General features: G+C 68.8%; 15 protein-coding genes and 2 pseudogenes. 13 read left to right on the top strand and 4 right to left on the bottom strand.

The genetic code is table 11. The features are described from left to right. The first annotated feature begins 10 nt into the window (after window positions 1–10). From ACTJI2_RS10830 to ACTJI2_RS10800, 7 genes and pseudogenes are all read left to right on the top strand, one after another. Window positions 11–544, top strand: coding sequence for a chemotaxis protein CheW (locus tag ACTJI2_RS10830; protein WP_141455769.1), 534 nt, complete (start codon window positions 11–13; stop codon window positions 542–544). 36 nt (window positions 545–580) lie between these two features. Continuing rightward, entirely contained in the window at window positions 581–2,617 is a 2,037-nt protein-coding gene (locus tag ACTJI2_RS10825) for a methyl-accepting chemotaxis protein (protein ID WP_183638877.1), read from the top strand. 89 nt (window positions 2,618–2,706) lie between these two features. Continuing rightward, window positions 2,707–3,027 (top strand): annotated as a pseudogene (locus tag ACTJI2_RS10820) (Hpt domain-containing protein); the annotation flags it as partial. 1,272 nt (window positions 3,028–4,299) lie between these two features. Next, window positions 4,300–8,907, top strand: a pseudogene (locus tag ACTJI2_RS10815) (Hpt domain-containing protein); the annotation flags it as partial. Next, window positions 8,894–10,201, top strand: coding sequence for a chemotaxis protein CheB (locus tag ACTJI2_RS10810; RefSeq protein ID WP_343205536.1), 1,308 nt, complete (start codon window positions 8,894–8,896; stop codon window positions 10,199–10,201). The pseudogene ACTJI2_RS10815 and the gene ACTJI2_RS10810, both read left to right, overlap by 14 nt. Before the next feature lie 13 nt (window positions 10,202–10,214). Next, window positions 10,215–10,682, top strand: a complete 468-nt coding sequence (locus tag ACTJI2_RS10805) for a chemotaxis protein CheW (protein ID WP_141455773.1) — start codon at window positions 10,215–10,217, stop codon at window positions 10,680–10,682. Between the two features lie 141 nt (window positions 10,683–10,823). Beyond that, a complete protein-coding gene (locus ACTJI2_RS10800) occupies window positions 10,824–11,174 on the top strand; it encodes a hypothetical protein (protein ID WP_183638873.1) in 351 nt (116 codons plus the stop codon). Window positions 11,175–11,190: 16 nt separating this feature from the next. Here ACTJI2_RS10800 and ACTJI2_RS10795 read toward each other — a convergent pair whose 3' ends face one another. Both ACTJI2_RS10795 and bioA read right to left on the bottom strand, forming a co-directional pair. Continuing rightward, entirely contained in the window at window positions 11,191–11,928 is a 738-nt protein-coding gene (locus tag ACTJI2_RS10795; RefSeq protein ID WP_440842080.1) for a 16S rRNA (uracil(1498)-N(3))-methyltransferase, read from the bottom strand. Next, window positions 11,919–13,319: an adenosylmethionine--8-amino-7-oxononanoate transaminase gene (bioA, locus tag ACTJI2_RS10790; protein WP_440842079.1), complete on the bottom strand. Its 1,401-nt coding sequence runs from the start codon at window positions 13,317–13,319 to the stop codon at window positions 11,919–11,921. Before bioA ends, ACTJI2_RS10795 begins: the two co-directional genes overlap by 10 nt. 62 nt (window positions 13,320–13,381) lie before the next feature. Here bioA and nudE point away from each other — a divergent pair, with 62 nt between their 5' ends. From nudE to ACTJI2_RS10765, 5 genes are all read left to right on the top strand, one after another. Further along, window positions 13,382–13,936 (top strand): ADP compounds hydrolase NudE, encoded by a 555-nt coding sequence (nudE, locus tag ACTJI2_RS10785; protein WP_440842078.1) that lies wholly within the window; start codon window positions 13,382–13,384, stop codon window positions 13,934–13,936. Further along, window positions 13,933–14,754: a 3'(2'),5'-bisphosphate nucleotidase CysQ gene (gene cysQ / locus ACTJI2_RS10780; protein ID WP_141456020.1), complete on the top strand. Its 822-nt coding sequence runs from the start codon at window positions 13,933–13,935 to the stop codon at window positions 14,752–14,754. The genes nudE and cysQ overlap by 4 nt, the downstream gene beginning before the upstream one ends. Next, window positions 14,738–15,565, top strand: a complete 828-nt coding sequence (mazG, locus tag ACTJI2_RS10775; RefSeq protein WP_440842077.1) for a nucleoside triphosphate pyrophosphohydrolase — start codon at window positions 14,738–14,740, stop codon at window positions 15,563–15,565. The genes cysQ and mazG overlap by 17 nt, the downstream gene beginning before the upstream one ends. 34 nt (window positions 15,566–15,599) lie before the next feature. Continuing rightward, a complete protein-coding gene (locus ACTJI2_RS10770) occupies window positions 15,600–15,923 on the top strand; it encodes a YnfA family protein (protein ID WP_183638865.1) in 324 nt (107 codons plus the stop codon). Between the two features lie 93 nt (window positions 15,924–16,016). Then, entirely contained in the window at window positions 16,017–16,319 is a 303-nt protein-coding gene (locus tag ACTJI2_RS10765) for a DUF962 domain-containing protein (RefSeq protein WP_192197920.1), read from the top strand. 10 nt (window positions 16,320–16,329) lie between these two features. Here the strand turns inward: ACTJI2_RS10765 and ACTJI2_RS10760 are convergent, their stop codons facing one another. Beyond that, window positions 16,330–16,941: an NAD(P)H-dependent oxidoreductase gene (locus tag ACTJI2_RS10760; protein ID WP_203322860.1), complete on the bottom strand. Its 612-nt coding sequence runs from the start codon at window positions 16,939–16,941 to the stop codon at window positions 16,330–16,332. 104 nt (window positions 16,942–17,045) lie between these two features. Between ACTJI2_RS10760 and ACTJI2_RS10755 the strand changes: the two genes are divergently transcribed. Further along, window positions 17,046–17,657, top strand: coding sequence for a TetR/AcrR family transcriptional regulator (locus ACTJI2_RS10755; RefSeq protein WP_218533550.1), 612 nt, complete (start codon window positions 17,046–17,048; stop codon window positions 17,655–17,657). Between the two features lie 9 nt (window positions 17,658–17,666). Here the strand turns inward: ACTJI2_RS10755 and ACTJI2_RS10750 are convergent, their stop codons facing one another. Continuing rightward, entirely contained in the window at window positions 17,667–18,005 is a 339-nt protein-coding gene (locus ACTJI2_RS10750; protein ID WP_183638857.1) for a DMT family protein, read from the bottom strand. Between the last annotated feature and the right edge of the window lie 5 nt (window positions 18,006–18,010).

Below are 18,010 nucleotides of genomic sequence, written 5' to 3'. Positions count from 1 at the left end.
GGAGCGGGACATGAGTCGTACGCCGTTCGATATCCTCGCAGAATACGAGCGCCGCAGCCTGGCGCATGCGGTCGTGCTGCCTGCCGTCGAGCAGGCGCCCGACCAATGGCGCGGGGTCGGCTACCGGGTCGGCCAGCGCCGGCTGGTGTCCAACTTCGCCGAAGTGGTGGAAATCGTGCCGCTGCCGCCGATGACGCAGGTGCCGGGCGCGCAACCCTGGCTGCTGGGCATCGGCAACCTGCGCGGCAACCTGTTTCCCGTTGTCGATCTCAAGCAGTTCCTGGAAGGCGAGCGCACCGTGCTGCACGAGGGGCAGCGGGTGCTGGTGATGCGTCAGCCGGGCGGGGACGTCGCCCTGACCATCGACGAGCTGTACGGACAACGCAGTTTCAATGAAACCCAGCGGACCGAGCCGGGGAGCCTGGCCGAGGGGCGTTACGGATATTTCGTCGACCGTGCGTATCACGGCGACGAGCACGATTGGGGGGTGTTCGCGCTGTCGTTGCTGGCGCGCACACCGGAGTTCCGACAAGCCGCGCTCTGACGCGGACGACAACTAGAAACAGCCAGGGGTTTGGAAATGAGCACTGCGGCGGATTCCCCCAACACCAGCAAGCTGGGCGGCCTGGGCAGCACGTCCTGGCTGGTCCTGCTGGTGATTGCGGTATTGCTGTTCGGCGCCAACACGGGCGTCGCCACCTGGCAGGGCAGCCGGTTGTCCGGCGCCAGCACCGGCGCATCGGACATGCGCGTACTGTCGCAACAGCTGGCCAACTACGGCCGCGAGGCGGTGGCCGGCAACGCCGATGCGTTCAAGGCGTTCCGGACCACCAAGGAACGCATCGACACCACGGTCACCGAACTGGAAGGCCGGTTCGGCAAGGAAGGCGCCATCGTCGGACCGCTGACCCAGCTGAAGACGACCTGGGCGCCGCTGGACAAGAGCGCCGACCAGATCATCGCCAGCGAGGCCGCGGTGCTGGCCCTGTCCGGCAACGCCGATCGCTTCGCCGGCCAGGTGCCGCAGTTGCAGGCGCAGTTGAACGAGGTGGTGCGCGCGATGTCGGCCGGCGGGGCGCCGTCCTCGCAGATCTACAGCGCGCTGCAACAGGTCGTGCTGGCCGGCACGATGGCCCGTCGCGTGACCGAAATCCGCGCCGGCGGCGCCGGCGCCTCGATGGCCGGCGACGCGCTCGGCCGCGACGCGGTGCTGTTCGGCCAGGTGCTGGAAGGCCTGCGCAACGGCAACGCCGACCTGGGCATCGCCGCGGTCCGCAACGCAGGCGCGTTGTCCGCGCTGGACCAGTCGCAGGCGCTGTGGAACAACATGAAGAAGGATCTGGACGCGATCCTCGGCAGCTCGCGCAACCTGTTCGGCGCGCAGTCCTCGGCCGCGGCGCTGACCAACGGCGCCGGCAAGATGCTGGAGGACAGCACCCGCTTGTTCGAGGCGTTCACCGCGTTCGGTTCCGTGCGCGATACCCGCCTGTTCCCGAACTTCTGGATCTCGGTGGGTGCCGGCTTCCTGCTGCTGGTCTCGATTGGCGGCTTCCTTTTCAGCCTGTACCGCAACCGCCAGCGCGAACAGGAAACGCGCTACCAGACCCAGGTCGAATTCAACAGCCGCAACCAGCAGGCGATCATGCGGTTGCTGGACGAAATCAGCTCGCTGGGTGAAGGCGATCTGACGGTCAAGGCCTCGGTGACCGAGGACATGACCGGCGCCATCGCGGACGCCATCAACTACGCGGTGGACGAACTGCGCAACCTGGTGACCACCATCAACGACACTTCGGTGCAGGTGGCCGCCTCGACCCAGGAAACCCAGGCCACCGCGCTGCAACTGGCCGAAGCGGCCGGCCACCAGGCCGACCAGATCACCAACGCCTCCGAGCGCATCAACGAAATCGCGGTCAGCATCGACCAGGTGTCGCGCAACTCCACCGAATCGGCGGACGTGGCGCAGCGCTCGGTGCAGATCGCGACCGAGGGCGCCGGCGTGGTCCGCGAGACCATCCGCGGCATGGACCAGATTCGCGACCAGATCCAGGAAACCTCCAAGCGCATCAAGCGCCTGGGCGAGTCCTCGCAGGAAATCGGATCGGTGGTGGAACTGATCAACGACATTTCCGAACAGACCAACATCCTGGCCTTGAACGCCGCGGTGCAGGCCGCTTCGGCGGGCGAGGCGGGCCGCGGTTTCGCGGTCGTGGCCGACGAAGTGCAACGGCTGGCCGAACGCACCTCCGGCGCGACCCGCCGCATCGAGTCGCTGGTGCAGGCGATTCAGGCCGACACCAACGAGGCGGTCAGTTCGATGGAACAGACCACCGCCGAAGTGGTGTCCGGCGCGCGCCTGGCCGAGGACGCGGGCACCGCGCTGGGCGAGATCGAGCGCGTGTCCAGCGACCTCAACGACCTCATCAAGAACATCTCCGGCGCGGCCCAGCAGCAGTCGGCCGCGGCCTCGGACATCACCGAGACGATGGGCGTGATCCGCCAGATCACCTCGCAGACTTCGCTCGGCGCCAAGCAGACCGCCGATTCGATCGGCCACCTGGCGCAACTGGCGGCGGACCTGCGTCGTTCGGTCGCCGACTTCAAACTGCCGGGCTGAGGACGGAACGCACGGATGAAAGCCCGAATTTCCACCGCATGGCACCCGTCCCGGACGGGCTGCCGCTCGCTTGCTGACGGAGCGTGCCGATGAGCGCGTTGCGCGAGGCCATGAGCCATGCCGTCCTGGGTTGGGTCAAACCCGAGCTGGACGAGACGCTGCGCCTGGCGCGCGGCGAGATCGAGGCGTTCGTCGAGACCCCGACCGACGGCAGCCGGATGCGGTTCTGCGCCGGTTACCTTCACCAGGTCCAGGGCACGCTGCGGATGGTGGAACTGTATGCCCCGGCGATGGTCGCCGAGGAACTGGAACAGCTGGCGCAGGCATTGCAGGAAGGGAACGTCACCGACCGCGAGGAGGCCTGCGCCACCCTGATGCGCGGCGCGGTATTGCTGCCGGACTACCTGGAGCGCCTGCAGGACGGCCATCGCGACATCCCGATCGTGCTGCTGCCGCTGCTCAACGAAATCCGCAACGCCCGCGGCGCGTCCGGATTGAACGAAAGCATGTTGTTCCCGCCGGGAACCCAGGCGGCCGAGGCGCCGCAGCCGAGCGCCGAGGAAATCGATCATGCGCGCAGCAGCATCAGCGGACGCAACCGCGAACTGCTCGACACGGTGGGCGGCGCGGTCAAGGAAGAACTGCTGCGGGTCAAGGACGCGCTGGATCTGCACCTGCGCACGCGTGGCGATGCCGCATCGCTGCAACAGCAGGTCGCCGAACTGGGCAACGTCGCCGACACCCTGGGCATGATGGGCCTGGGCGTGGCGCGCGATGTCGTGCAGCAGCAGCGCGACGCATTGCGCGACGTGGCCGAAGGCCGTCGCCAGGCCGACGAGGGCACGCTGCTCGACATCGCCGGCGCGCTGCTCTACGTGGACGCGTCGCTGGATGATCAGGTCGCACGCCTGGGCGGCCCGGCCGACGAAGGCCAGCAGGATCCGAGCGCGGTCGAATCGCAGCGCACTGTCGAGGTGCTGGCGCAGGAAGCGATCATCAATTTCGCTTCGGCGCGCGAGAAGTTCGTCGCTTTCATCGAGACCAACTGGGATCACGCCGAACTGGCCGAAGTGCCGCGCCTGCTGGACGAGGTCGCCGGCGCGATGCGCATGCTGGAACTGGATCAGGCCGGCGACTACCTGCTGGGCGTGCGCCGTTATGTCAGCAACGAGCTGATCGGCAAGCGCCGCGTGCCCGGCGGACAGCAGCTCGACACGCTCGCCGATGCGCTGGCCAGCCTGGAGTATTACCTGGAGGCGCTGCGCGAGCGGCGCCCCAATCGCGACGACATCCTGGAAATCACCCGCAGCAGCCTGGAAAACCTGCGGTACTGGCCGTTGCCGGAGGAAGCTCCGGCCGGCGTGCCCGTGGAGGAGCTGCCGGCGCCAGCGCGGCCGGAAACCGTGGCCCCGACGGCAGCCGCCACCGCGTCCATCGACGGCACCGATGCGCAGGCACATCCCTTCGACCCGGTGGGTTTCGAGTTCACCGAGGAAGCTTCACCGGCGCCGAGCACGGTCCCGGTCAGTTGGGAACCGGTCGAACTGGAAATCGAATCCGATGCCGCCGACGACGACGTCGAACTCGCCGCGGTGATGGCCGACATCGACGCGGCGGCCAGCGCGCTGGCCCCGTCCGGTGACGGTCACGCCATGCCGCAGGGCGCTCCGCAGGTACCGCACGCGCCGCCACCGGTCGCGGCGGTGACCGCGCTGGCCGGCGGGTTCGAAGTCGAGGGTGGCGACATCGATGACGAGATCCGGGAAGTGTTCCTGGAGGAGTTCGACGAGGAAATCGTCAATCTGCGCCAGCTGTTGCCGGCTTGGCGGATGGTGCCCGAGGATCTGGAACGGTTGCGTCCGATCCGCCGCGTGTTCCATACCCTGAAGGGCAGTGGCCGCCTGGTTGGCGCCAAGGCGCTGGGCGAGTTCAGCTGGAAGGTCGAGAACATGCTCAACCGCGTGCTGGATCGCACGCGCGCACCGAGCACCGCGGTGGCGGTGCTGCTGGAACAGGCCTGCGACGTGCTGCCGCAATTGAACGCGGCGCTGCGCGGACAGGCGCCGGTCAGCGCGGATCTGGAAGGCATCAAGGCCGTGGCCGACCGGATCGCGGCGGGCGAGGAAGCGTTCTACTCGAAGCAGGGCGCGGCGGACGCCGAAGCCATCGAGGCGATCGAGGATGGCGAACCCGCGGCCCTCGAGCCGATGGGGGCCGTGTCCGCGGACAGCCGCAGCGCCGAACCGGAACCGGACTTCCTCTCGGGTACGCCGGCTTCGGTGGACTCGGTCCTGCGGGAAATCCTGGAAGCGGAAGTCGCCACTCATCTGGAGACCGTCCACGGCTGGCTGTCGGCGGCGCGTATCGCGCCACAACCGGCGACCGAACCGCTGCTGCGCGCGATGCACACGATGAATGGCGCGTTCGCGATGGCGGACGTGCCCGAAATCATCGAGGTCACCGCGCCGGCCGAGCAGTACATCAAGCGGTTGCTCGCCGTCGCCGGCACACCCGCGCCGGAAGGCGTGGACGCGCTTTCCGATGCCGCCGCGGCGATTGCCCGCAGTATCGACGCACTCAACAGGCCTTCGCCGCGCATCCCGGTGTTCGCGGCGCTGTCCGCGCGCCTGGCCGCCCTGCGCGACAGCCTGCCCGACGTGCGCGCAGGCGCCCAACTGGTCAACGACAGTGCCCAGGGCACCTATGTCGAGACCGTGGCCGGCACCGCGGGCCCGGCACCGCTGGAAGACGTGCAGTTGGCGCCGCACGATCTGTCGCGCTTCATCGAGCCTTCGCAGGCCGACGCGCTCGGTGTCACCGGCTGGCGTGACGCGACCGGAACAGCGGCAACGACGGACGCAGGCGACGTGCAGGAGACCGGGGCATTGCCACCGGTGGAAGCGGGCGAGCCGCTTGCGCCTGCAGCGCTCGATCCCGCAATGGTCGATTCGACCTCCTCCGAAGTCGCCCCGTCCGAAGGCGCGCCGGAGGCGTCGGTCGCGGATGCCACCGCGGCGGCGCAGGCCGCCAGCACGATCAACTTCTACGATGTGCACGACGTGCGCACCTCGTATGTCTATACGCCCTGGTCCGATGCCGGATCCGTCCCCGCGATCGATGCGGCGTCCGGTTCCGCCGATGATGCGACGCCGGCTGCCGAGCCTGCTCCGGAAACGACGGTCGAGACAACGGCCGGGCTTTCCGGCGATGCGCTGGTGGTCGAGGAGATTGGCCTCGAGGTGACGGATGGAGAGGTCGGCGAGGAAATCGCGCTCGACGATGCCACGACCGTTGGCGATACCGCGAGCCTGGACGACGCGCTGGTATGGGAAAGCGTCACGCTGGTCGAGGAAGCCAGCGTCGACCCCGCGTCCCCTGTGTCCGCCATGCGCGACGACGCCGACGAACCGGATGATCGGGAAGAAGACACCGTTGCTTCCCTGGATTCGGAAATCACGCCCGTGGAAGTGGAAGCTTCCGCCGCCGACGCGTTCGTCACGGAAAGCGCCGGTCAGCCAGGGCCGGAAGCGGATGGAGAACCGGTTTCCGCTGCCGTCGACGTTGAAGTCGCCGACATTGAATCGGAGGCATCTTTCGCCACGCCGGAGATCGGCGCGGGCGACGAACCGCCGTCCGACCTCGAAGCCGGCGACGCCGGTTTGATCGCCGCCGGATTGGCCGAACCCGAACCCGAACCCGAACCCGAACCGGATCTGGCGGAAGCCGGATTTGCGGAAACCGAAGCCACCACCGCGACCGAAACCACCTTCGATGCGGCCGTGATCGAGGCGGAATCCGAAGCCCTGCCCGCGGCCGAGCCGGCCCCGGAACGCGTGGAAGCGGAGACCGCAGGTGCGGACGCGGATACGTCGCCGGCGCCGGCGGCGTTCGAGACCGCCGCTGCGGCGGAAGACGCGGTACAGGCATCCGCCGAGGCTGCAGCCATGGAAGAACAGCCCGAAGACGCGCTCGATCTGACCGGTCTGGATCTGGATCTGGTCGAGATTTTCGTCGAGGAAGGCAACGACCTGCTCGACCATTCCGACGACCTGCTGGCCAGGCTGCGCGAAACGCCGGAAGACCGCAGTCTGGTGACCGGCCTGCAGCGCGATCTGCACACCCTCAAGGGTGGCGCGCGCATGGCCGGCATCCACGCGGTCGGCGATCTGGGCCACGCGATCGAATCGATGCTGGAATCGATCGTGGCCCAGCGCACCGAACTGGATCGGCGCGGCGTGCAACTGCTCGAACGTGGTTTCGATGCGTTGCACGAACAACTCAAGCGGGTGTCCGCGCGTCGCGCGGTCCGCCTGCCGGAGGGGCTGATTGGCGAATTCGTCGCGCATGCGCGCGGGCTGGAGCCGCCCGCCGGACCCGAACGCGTGGTCGAGCCGGCGCCCGCGCCGGTCACGCTGGCGCCGCTGTCGGCACCGGTCGAGACCGAATTCGCGCAGGACGAGGAGTTCTTCCCCCATAGCCAGCAGGAGCAGGTACGCGTACGCGCGGATCTGCTGGACCGTTTGGTCAACCACGCCGGCGAAGTGGCGATCTACCGCGCCCGTCTGGAGCAGCAGCTCGGCGCGTTCCGCGGCGCGATGGCCGAACTGGAGCGCACCAACATCCGCCTGCACGACCAGTTGCGTCGCCTGGACCTGGAGACGGAGGCGCAGATCGTCGCGCGCTACCAGCGCGAGCAGGATCACCAGGACGCCACCTTCGACCCGCTGGAGCTGGACCGCTTCTCCACCCTCCAGCAGCTCAGTCGCGCGCTGGCCGAATCGGCCGCCGACATCAGCGGCCTGCAGGGCGTGCTGGACGATCTGGCGCGCAACTACGACAGCCTGCTGCACCAGCAGTCGCGCGTGAGTTCGGAACTGCAGGACGGCCTGATGCGCGCGCGCATGGTGCCGTTCGAAGGCATCGTGCCGCGCCTGCGGCGCGTGCTGCGCCAGGCCGCGGCCGATACCGGCAAGCAGGTCCGCCTGTTGCTGGAAGGCACCCACGGCGAAATGGACCGCAACGTGCTGGAGCGCATGACCGCGCCGCTGGAACACCTGCTGCGCAACTCGGTGGCGCATGGCCTGGAATCGCCCGACAGGCGCACCAAGGCGGGCAAGCCGGAGGAAGGCACGGTGCAGGTCCACCTGCGCCGGGAAGGTTCGGAAATGGTGTTGAGCGTCCGCGACGACGGCGCGGGCCTGAACCGGACGGCGATCCGCGAGCGCGCCGAACAGCGCGGCCTGCTGCAGCCGGGCGCGGCCATCGACGACATCGATCTGGATCGGTTGATCCTGGAGTCGGGTTTCTCCACCTACGACAGCGTCAGCCAGTTGGCCGGACGCGGCGTCGGCATGGACGTGGTCTACAACGAAGTGCGACAGCTGGGCGGATCGCTGGACATCGCTTCGCGCCAGGGCGAGGGGGCGGAGTTCACCCTGCGCCTGCCGCAGACGCTGGCGGTGACCCAGGCCGCGTTCGTGCAGATCGGCGAAACCCAGTTCGCCGTGCCGGTCGCCTCGGTCAGCGGCATCGGTCGCATCAGCCATGCGCGCTTCGAAGCCGGCGAAGGCGGTTACGTCTACGGCGGCGAGGAGTACACCCTGTACAACCTGGGCCACCTGGTCGGCCATGCGCCGGCGCGCGCCGAAGGCGAGGCGCAGGTGCCGCTGCTGCTGATCCGCGCCGGCGACATGCGCGCGGCGGTGGCCGTGGATCAGGTGCTGGGCAACCGTGAAATCGTGGTCAAGGCGGTCGGTCCGCAGCTGGCCTCCATCCCCGGCATCTACGGCGCCACGATCACCGGCGACGGCAGCGTGGTGGTCATCCTGGACATCGCACCGCTGGTGCGTCGCCACCTGGCCCAGCCGCAGCAGCCGGCGTCGGCGGCACCGGTGCAGGAGCAGCGCCGCGTGCCGCTGGTGATGGTGGTCGACGACTCGTTGACCATGCGCAAGGTGACCGGCCGCGTGCTGGAACGCCACAACTTCGAGGTCACCGCCGCGCGCGACGGCGTCGAAGCGCTGGAGAAACTGGAAGACCGGGTGCCGGACCTGATGCTGCTGGACATCGAGATGCCGCGCATGGACGGCTATGAACTGGCGACCGCGATGAAGGCCGACCCGCGCTTCAAGGACGTGCCCATCGTCATGATCACCTCGCGTACCGGCGACAAGCATCGCCAGCGCGCGTTCGACATCGGCGTGCAGCGCTACATGGGCAAGCCGTACCAGGAACTGGATTTGATGCGCAACGTCTACGATCTGCTGGGAATCGCCCGTGTCCGCGAATGAGGTCAAGCGCGTCGCCCTTCTGGCCCGCTCCGGGCCGGCGCGGGAACGCCTGCGCAGCGCGCTCAACGAGGTGGGCGCGGACATCGTGCTGGAAGACGATCCGGCGGCGATCGATGCGCAGACGGTGACCGACGCGGCCCCCGAAGTGGTGCTGGTGGCGCTGGAGCCGGCCATCGAGGACAGCCTCGCCCGCTTCGATGCCGTGCTCGACGATCCGGCGATCGCCGTACTGTTCGAGGAGGCCGAACTGGCGGCCCGCCGCGATGGCTGGGAAGCACGGCGCTGGGCACGCCACCTGGCGGCCAAGATCAACGGCCACGACGATGTGCTGCCACCCGGCCGCGAAGAGGATGCATCGCTTGCGCTGGAACCGGGCCTGCCGCCCACCCCCGCGCAGATGCACGCCGATGCCGCGATCGAACCGCACGTGCACGAGGCGGTGGATCGCGCCTGGGAACTTCCCGACGACGACTTCGCCTACCGGCCGCCATCGGCGGCGGCCCAGTCCGCGGTGGTCGACGCGGACGAGTGGCTGCGCGGCGCGGCGCCGAAGGAAGAACTTCCCGCGGAGACTCCATTGCCTCCGCCGCGTCCGCCGGCCATCGAGCCGGTCTGGGATCTGGCGCTGGAGCCGGTCACCACCGAACCCGCGCCTTCCTCCCCGGCATCGCCGTCCGTCCCGCCGTCGTCGCTGGACGGGAACCCGGCCCCGTCGAAGTGGGAACTGTCACTGGAACCGCTGGAGCCTACCGCGGCGGGCGGCGGTCCGCGCACGCCCGGCGCGGTGCTGGTGTTCGCCGGCATCGGCGGCCCGGATGCGATACGCAAGCTGCTGGCCGAGCTCCCGCCCGATTTCGGCCGTCCGTTGGTCATCCACCTGAAGCTGGATGGCGGACGCTATGACAACCTGGTGCGGCAGATGGCGCGCGTCTCGACGATGCCGGTGATGCTGGCCGAGGCCGGACACGCCGCCGAGGCCGCGCACGTCTATGTGCTGCCCGGCGATGTCGGCATCGGCGTGGAGCAGGACGCGATCGATTTCCGTGCCCATGGCGAACTCGAAACCGCGATCGCGCAGTTGCCGCCACGCGATAGCGCGGTGCTGCTGCTGAGCGGCAGCGACAGCCAATGGGTCAACGCGGCCTGGGCGTTGAACGCGCAGGGCGCCTGGGTCGCCGCGCAGGCGCCGGAAGGCTGCTACGACCCGACCGCGTCGCACGCATTGGCGGCACGCGGCGGAACGCTGGCGACGCCGGTCGAGATGGCCAGGCAACTGGCCGAACGCTGGATCTGAGGAGAATTCCCGCATGGCACATTCGAACGACGAGATCCGTGGCGTATTGGTACAGAGCGGCGATGACCGCCTGCTGTTGCCCAACGCGACGATCGCCGAAGTGCTTTCGCGCGCACCGATCATGCCGATCGAGGGTGCGCCCGCCTGGCTGGCAGGCGCCATCGACTGGCACGGCTGGCGGGTGCCGCTGGTCGCCTTCGCCCGGCTGACCGGACTGGGCGGCGAAACGGCGCAGGCCAACAACAAGATCGTGGTGCTGAAAGCGTTGGGCGGTCGTGCCGAGCTGCCTTACTACGCGCTGCTGACGCCGTCGTTCCCGCGTCTGGTCTCGGTGCCGCGCGACGGGCTGCTGGCCGACGCGACCGAGGAAGAGCTGCCGGCGGGCGTGCAAGTGCGCGTGCTGCTCGGCGACGAGGTCGCGATCCTGCCGGACCTGCAACTGGTCGAGGATCGCATCCACGAGGCGCTGCAGGCGGCCTGAGCGCACACCCGTTCACGCCGTTTCCACCGCGCTGAACTTGCGCTGGCGCGGCGACACGCATTCACGCCCGGTTTGCGGCGGCGGTGACAGCGTGATCGTGCTGCCGAGCGCAGCTTGTCCACCGCGAAACGGGAGGCCGTCATGAAAGCCTGGATCCTTCTTCCCCTTTGGCTGCTGGCCGCGCAGGCCGTTGCCCAGCAGGCATCCCCGCAGCCGGTGCGCACCGAATCCCTGACCGCCTATCACGGCGGCGGCCAGAGCCGTCAGCTGCAGGAGCAGAGCGGCCCGGTCACCGTGCGCTGGGGACAGCCGGAAGCGCTGCCCAACGCCGCCGATTACCGGGTCACCGTGACCGATCTCGATCGCAACGGCGATGGCGTGGTAAGCCGCGACGAAGTGCCGGAGGGCCACGCGCTGGCGAGCGAATTCAAGCTGGTCGATCGCAACCACGACGGCCGCATCAGCGCCGAGGAACTGGCCGCCTGGCGATGAGACGCGTGACTCGCGCCTAGGCGAGATCGCCGAAACGCGCTTGCAAGGCCGCGATCGCGGCCAGTCCGGCGGTTTCCGTGCGCAGGATGCGCGGCCCCAGCCGCATGCCCTGGAATCCGGACGCCAGCAGGATCTCGCGATCACGCGGCGACCAGCCGCCCTCCGGCCCGATGGCGACGACAACGCCGGCGTCGGGCGGCAAGGTCATCGCGGCGAGGGACAGCTCGCCGACCGGATCCAGCAGCAGCCGCAGGTCGGACGCCGCGCACGCCTGCGCCGCCTGCATCAGCCCGGCCGGCGGCGCCAGTTCCGGTACCCGGCCGCGGCCGCTCTGCTCGCAGGCCGACACGATCACGCTGCGCCAGTGCGCCACCCGCTTGTCCAGGCGTTCGGCATCCAGCTTCACCTCGGTGCGCTCGGCGTTCACCGGCTGGAACCGGGCGACGCCGAGTTCGGTCGCCTTCTGCAGGATCAGATCCATCTTCTCGCCGCGGGCGATGCCCTGGATCAGGGTCAACCGCAGTGGCGATTCGCGATCGACCGGCAGCGCGGACAGGATTTCGGCGCGCACCTCGCGCTTGTTCACCTCGACCAGGCGGGCGGCGTAGTCCTGGCCGTCGCCGTTGAACAGCACGCACTCGTCGCCTTCGCGCAGGCGCAGGACCCGGCCGAGATGGTTGGCTGCGGACTCCGGCAGCGTGAAGGTCCGCGCCGGCGCCAGCGGCAGGTCGACGTGGCAACGGGTCAGGCGCATGCGATGGCTTCCTCGATGGCGGCGCGGGTGGTGGCGGCCAGCAGTTCGAGCTGCGCCTCGTCCACGCAATAGGGCGGCATCCAGTACAGCACGTCGCCGAGCGGCCGCAGCACCACGCCGCGGGCCAGCGCCGCGCGGTAGGCGTGCAGGCCGATGCGTCGACCGGATTCGAACGGATGGCGGCGATCGCCGTCGCGGGTCAGCTCGATCGCCAGGATCATGCCGGCCTGGCGCACGTCGGCGACCCAGGGCAATTCCTTCAGCGGCGCGGCCAGCGCCGCCATGCGGCCGGCGGTGGCCCGATTGCGGGCCAGCACGTCATCCTGGGCGAAGATGTCCAGGCTCGCCAGCGCGGCGGCGCAGGCCAGCGGGTTGCCGGTGTAGCTGTGCGAGTGCAGGAAGGCGCGTTCACGGGAATCATCGAGGAACGCGTCGTAGATCGCCTGCGTGGCCAGCACCGCGGCCAGCGGCAGGAAGCCGCCGGTCAGGCCCTTGGACAGGCACAGCAGATCCGGCATGACGCCACTCTGTTCGCTGGCGAACAGGGTGCCGGTGCGACCGAAGCCGACCGCGATCTCGTCGGCGATCAGGAACACGCCGTGCGCATCGCAGAGTTCACGTGCGCGTCGCAGATAATCCGGATGATGCATGCGCATGCCGCCGGCGCACTGCACCCGCGGCTCCAGGATCAACGCGCAGATTTCACCGGGGTGGCGGTCCAGCAGGTCCGCCAAGGCATCGGCCGCGCGCGCGGCGACATCGGCGTCGCTCTCGCCCGGTTCGGCCTGCCAGGCGTCGGGCGAGGGCGTGAACAGCGCTTCGGCGAGCAGCGGCGCATAGATGCGCCGGTACAGCGGAATGTCGCCGACCGCCAGCGCCCCCAGGGTTTCGCCGTGGTAGCCGTTCTCCAGCGCGATGAACTTCGTCCGCCGCGCCTCGCCGCGATTGTGGAAGTAGTGGAAGGCCATCTTCAGGGCGACTTCCACCCCGGCCGAACCGTTGTCGGCATAGAACACTTTCGCCAATGGCGCGCGTCCGGGTTGCCGTGGCGCCAGCGCCAGCAGGCGCTCGGCCAGTTCCACCGCGGGCGGGTGGCTGAAGCCGGCCAGGATCACCTGTTCCAGTTGCCCGGCCTGGCGTGCGATGGCGGCCGCGATGCGCGGTTCGGCATGGCCGAACAGGTTGGTCCACCAACTGCTGACCGCGTCCAGATAGCGCCGTCCGTCCTGGCCGATCAACCAGGCGCCTTCGCCCCGGGCGATGGGAACCAACGGCAAGGTATGGGGATGCTCGCGCATCTGGGTGCACGGATGCCACAGGACCGCGAGATCGCGCGAACGCCAGGCGTCGGCCTCTGCTAGCATTCGGGTTTCATGATTCGTTTCCGCCATCCCGCCATGATATCGGCGTGCCTGCCCTTCCGTCGCCCGGTTCCTGTCCGCGGAGCGCAGCCATGAGCCGGCGCCTGCCGATCATCCACGGCGTGACCGAGCGATCCGGCGGCCCGCTGGAGCGCAACATCGAGGAACTCGATCTGGAGTTCAGCAACGGCGAGCGCCGGCGCTTCCATCGCGTTCGCGCGGAAGGACATGGCGCGGTGGTGGTGGTGCCGCTGATCGACGACGACACCGTGCTGCTGGTGCGCGAGTACGCCGCCGGCGTGCATCGTTACGAGCTGGGCCTGGTCAAGGGTCGCATCGACGCCGGCGAAACGCCGGAACAGGCCGCCGATCGCGAACTCAAGGAAGAAGCCGGCTACGGCGCGCGTCGCGTCGACGTGCTGCGCAGCCTGACCCAGGCGCCCCTGTACATGAGCCACCAGTCCTGGCTGGTGGTCGCACGAGATCTGTATCCGGAGCGCTTGCCCGGAGACGAACCCGAGGAGTTGGAAGTAGTGCCGTGGAAGCTTGATGCCCTCGACCAGCTGATGCTGCGCGAGGATTTTTCGGAAGGTCGTTCGCTGGCCGCGTTGTTCATCGCCCGCGAATGGCTGCGTACCTCGGCATGAGCCGGATGACCTCGGACCTGCACGAAGCCGTACTCGTCATCGCCCGCGAAGCTGGCGAGGCGATCATGGCGGTGTACGAACAGGGCTTCGACGTCACCCGCAAGGCCGACGACAGCCCGCTGACCGCGGCCGACCTGGCTGCACACCGGGTGATCTCGGAGGGCCTGCGCCGGCTGACGCCGGAATGGCCGGTGCTGTCGGAGGAAGCGGCCGACATCCCCTGGCAGACCCGCTGCGCCTGGCCGACCTACTGGCTGGTGGATCCGCTGGACGGCACCCGCGAGTTCATCAAGCGCAATGGCGAGTTCACCGTCAACATCGCGCTGATCGAACAGCACATCCCGATCTTCGGTGTGGTGCAGGCGCCGGTCACCGGCGAGATCTGGCATGCCGAACGCGGCCGCCACGCATATCGGCGGCGCGGCCAGGTGGACGAACAGTTGCGCAGCCGCGCGCCGGCCAAGGCGCCGCTGCGGGTGGCCGCCAGCCGCTCGCACCGCGACGCGCGCACCGAATCGGTGCTGGCGCGGATGGGCGACATCGAACTGGTGGGGCTGGGTTCGTCGCTGAAGTTCTGCCGCATCGCCGAAGGCACGCTGGACGTGTATCCGCGCTTCGGGCCGACCTCGGAATGGGATACCGCCGCCGCGCAGTGCGTGTTGGAAGCCGCTGGCGGCGCGCTGCTGGCGCCGGATGGACGCGCTTTCCGCTACAACCGCCGCGAGACCCTGCTCAATGGCGATTTCATCGCCCTGGGCGATCCCGCGCTGCCGTGGCGCGAATGGCTGGAGGACGGCGCCGTTGAACAGACCGCCTGATCCGCGCGACATCCGCGAACTGCTCGACATCATGGCGCGCTTGCGCAATCCCGACGGCGGTTGCCCGTGGGATCTGGAGCAGGACTTCTCCACCATCGCGCCGTACACGATCGAGGAAGCGTACGAAGTCGCCGACGCGATCGACCGTGGCGATCTGGAGGATCTGAAGGACGAACTGGGCGACTTGCTGCTGCAGGTCGTGTTCCATGCGCAAATGGCGAAGGAGCAGGGCGCGTTCGCGTTCCCGGACGTGGTCGCGGCGATCTGCGACAAGATGATCCGGCGCCATCCTCACGTGTTCGGCGAAGCCAGTTTCGAGGATGCCGAAGCGCAGACCCGCAACTGGGAAGCGATCAAGCAGGCCGAGCGCGCCGCCGCCGGCAACGCCGACACGTCCGCGCTGGCCGGCATTTCGCGCGGATTGCCGGAGTGGCAGCGCGCGGTGAAATTGCAGTCGCGCGCGGCGCGGGTCGGTTTCGACTGGCCCGGCCCGGCGCCGGTGATTGTCAAGCTTCACGAGGAAATCGGCGAAGTGCAGGCCGAGCTGGCGCAGGGCGATGTCGTGTCCAACCATGATCGGCTTGAGGACGAGATCGGCGACCTGCTGTTCGTCGCCGCCAACCTCGCGCGCCATGCCAAGGTCGACCCGGGCGCCGCGCTGCGTCGCGCCAACCTCAAGTTCGAACGCCGCTTCCGGGCGATGGAAGCCATCGCGGGCGAGCGCGGCGAGGCAATGAAGGATCTCCCGCTGGAGCGGCAGGAAGCGCTCTGGCAGCAGGCCAAGCAGCGCGAGCGGGGCACGCCGGAGTGAGTTTTCGTATCGGTGCCGGCGAAGGAGGGGACACATGAAGACCCTGCTGCTGTTCGTCATCACCGCGCTGGCGGAAATCCTCGGCTGCTATCTGCCGTACCTGTGGCTGCGCAAGGGCGGCAGCGCCTGGCTGCTGGTGCCCGCGGCCGCCAGCCTGGCCCTGTTCGCCTGGTTGCTGACCCTGCACCCCACTGCCTCCGGTCGCGTCTACGCGGCCTACGGCGGCGTCTACGTCACCATCGCGATTGGCTGGCTGTGGGCGGTCGACGCGGTCAAGCCGACGCGCTGGGATCTGCTGGGCGCGGGGCTGTGCCTGCTCGGCATGGCGGTGATCATGTTCGCGCCGCGGACGGGCTGAATTCCAGCGCGGCGTTGCGCCGGCCACCGCGCGGCGCCATCATCTCCGGCGATCGCCGCGCACCGGGGCGCACCAGGGTCGGGAGAGCGAACCATGGGCCGTTTCGCCAGTTTCCGCGAGTTCTATCCGTTCTATCTGAGCGAGCACAGCAACCGCACTTCGCGGCGGCTGCACTTCGTCGGCAGCTGCGGCGTGCTGCTGCTGGTCGCCTGGGCGTTCGCCTCGGGCAACTTCTGGTGGTTGCTGGCCGCGCTGTTCTGCGGCTACGGTTTCGCTTGGGTGGGGCATTTCTTTTTCGAGAAGAACCGCCCGGCCACCTTCCGCCATCCGTTCTATTCCTTCGCCGGCGACTGGGTAATGTTCAAGGACATCCTGACCGGCAGGATTCGCTTCTGAGCCTGCGCGCTCAGGCCACCTCGGCCAGGCCGCGCTCCCGGTGGGGGGCGAACAGGCGGCGGCCGATATCGAAGGCGGTCGCCAGATGCCGCGCGGGCGCTTCGTCTCCCAGCGGCGCCAGCAATTCGGACGTGGACACCCGCGCGCCGCAGTACTCGAAGATGCCGTGATCGATCTGGGTGCGCATGGCGCCAAAGTAGCCGTGGCGCGCATAGGTCCGCATGTCGGCGCCGCCGATCGCCAACAGGTGCACGCTCAGCCGGCCCAGCCTGCGCTCGTCGCGCCCCTCCCTTTCCTGGTAGGCCCAGCCCTGCGAGAACACCCGGTCGATCCAGCCCTTGAGCAGGCCGGGCATCGACCACCAGTAGACCGGGTACACCAGGGCCAGCGCATCGGCGCGATCGATGCGCGCCTGCTCTGCCAGCACGTCGGCGTCGGCCGGTCCCTGCTGGAGGAAACGGGCGATATCCGTCGCGGTGAAGCGGGGATCGAAGCCTTCCCTGGCCAGGTCGGCGATCTCGGCGGTGTGCCCGGCATCCTCCACGCCATCGGCCAGCCGGCCGGCCACGGCATGGGTGAACGATTGGGACAACGGATGGGCGGTGACGATCAGGGCATGCACGGCGAACTCCGGGAGTGGACGGGGTATATACTTCGAGTAACTTACGAAACGTAACTTACTTTTGGTATATAACGATGTCAAGCCGCCGGAAAGCCACCCGGGAGATTCCCGCCGCCGACACGCCCGCCCCGCGCCGGCGGCTCGCGCGCGAAGATCGCTACCGGCAACTGCTCGATGCCTCCTGGCGCCTGATCGGCGAAGAGGGCACCGAGGCCCTGTCGCTGGGACGCCTGGCGGAAGCGGCCGGCGTGACCAAGCCGGTCGTGTACGACCACTTCGGCACCCGTGCCGGCCTGCTGGCCGCGCTCTACCAGGATTTTGATTCGCGCCAATCAGCGCTGATGGACGAGGCGCTCCGCCACGGGGCCGAAGACCTGCCCGCGCGCGCGCACATCATCGCGTCCTGTTTCGTGGACTGCGTGCTGTCGCAGGGGCGCGAGATTCCGGGCGTGGTCGCCGCGTTGACGGGTTCGCCGGAAATGGAGCGGATCAAGCGCGAGTACCAGGGCGCCTTCATGGCCAAATGCCATGGTCTGCTGGCGCCGTTCGCGCCACGTCGCGCGCTGCCGGCGGCCAGTCTTTGGGCCTTGCTGGGCGCGGCGGAATCGCTGTCCTACGCGGCGGCGGCGGGCGCCATCGACGCGGCGCAGGCGCGGCATGCGCTGGCCGACCTGGTCATCGCGATCGTGCAGCGCGGCGAAGGCGTGCCGGCCTAGCGTCCCGGCTTACTCGTAGAACATCAGGAACGCGGCGCCGACGATCAGCGCGAACGCGGCGTAGTGGTTCCACTTCAGCGGTTGGCCCAGGTACCAGGTGGAGAAGCCGGCGAACACCACCAGGGTCAGGATTTCCTGGATGGTCTTCAGCTGCACCACCGAGTAGACGGTGCTGCCCAGGCGGTTGGCCGGCACCATCAGGGTGTACTCGAAAAAGGCGATGCCCCAGCTGGCGAAGATGGCCAGCAGCAGCGGTGCGCTGCGGTACTTGAGATGCCCGTACCAGGCGAAGGTCATGAAGACGTTGGAGCCGAGCAGCAGCAGCAGGGGCAGGATGCGGGCGAGCATGGGAG

It is taken from the genome of Pseudoxanthomonas sp. 22568, assembly GCF_052044485.1.
GTDB classification, from domain to species: Bacteria; Pseudomonadota; Gammaproteobacteria; order Xanthomonadales; family Xanthomonadaceae; genus Pseudoxanthomonas_A; species Pseudoxanthomonas_A beigongshangi.
Note: the sequence above shows the minus strand (reverse complement) of the source record. Positions and strands in the feature narration are given on the sequence as shown.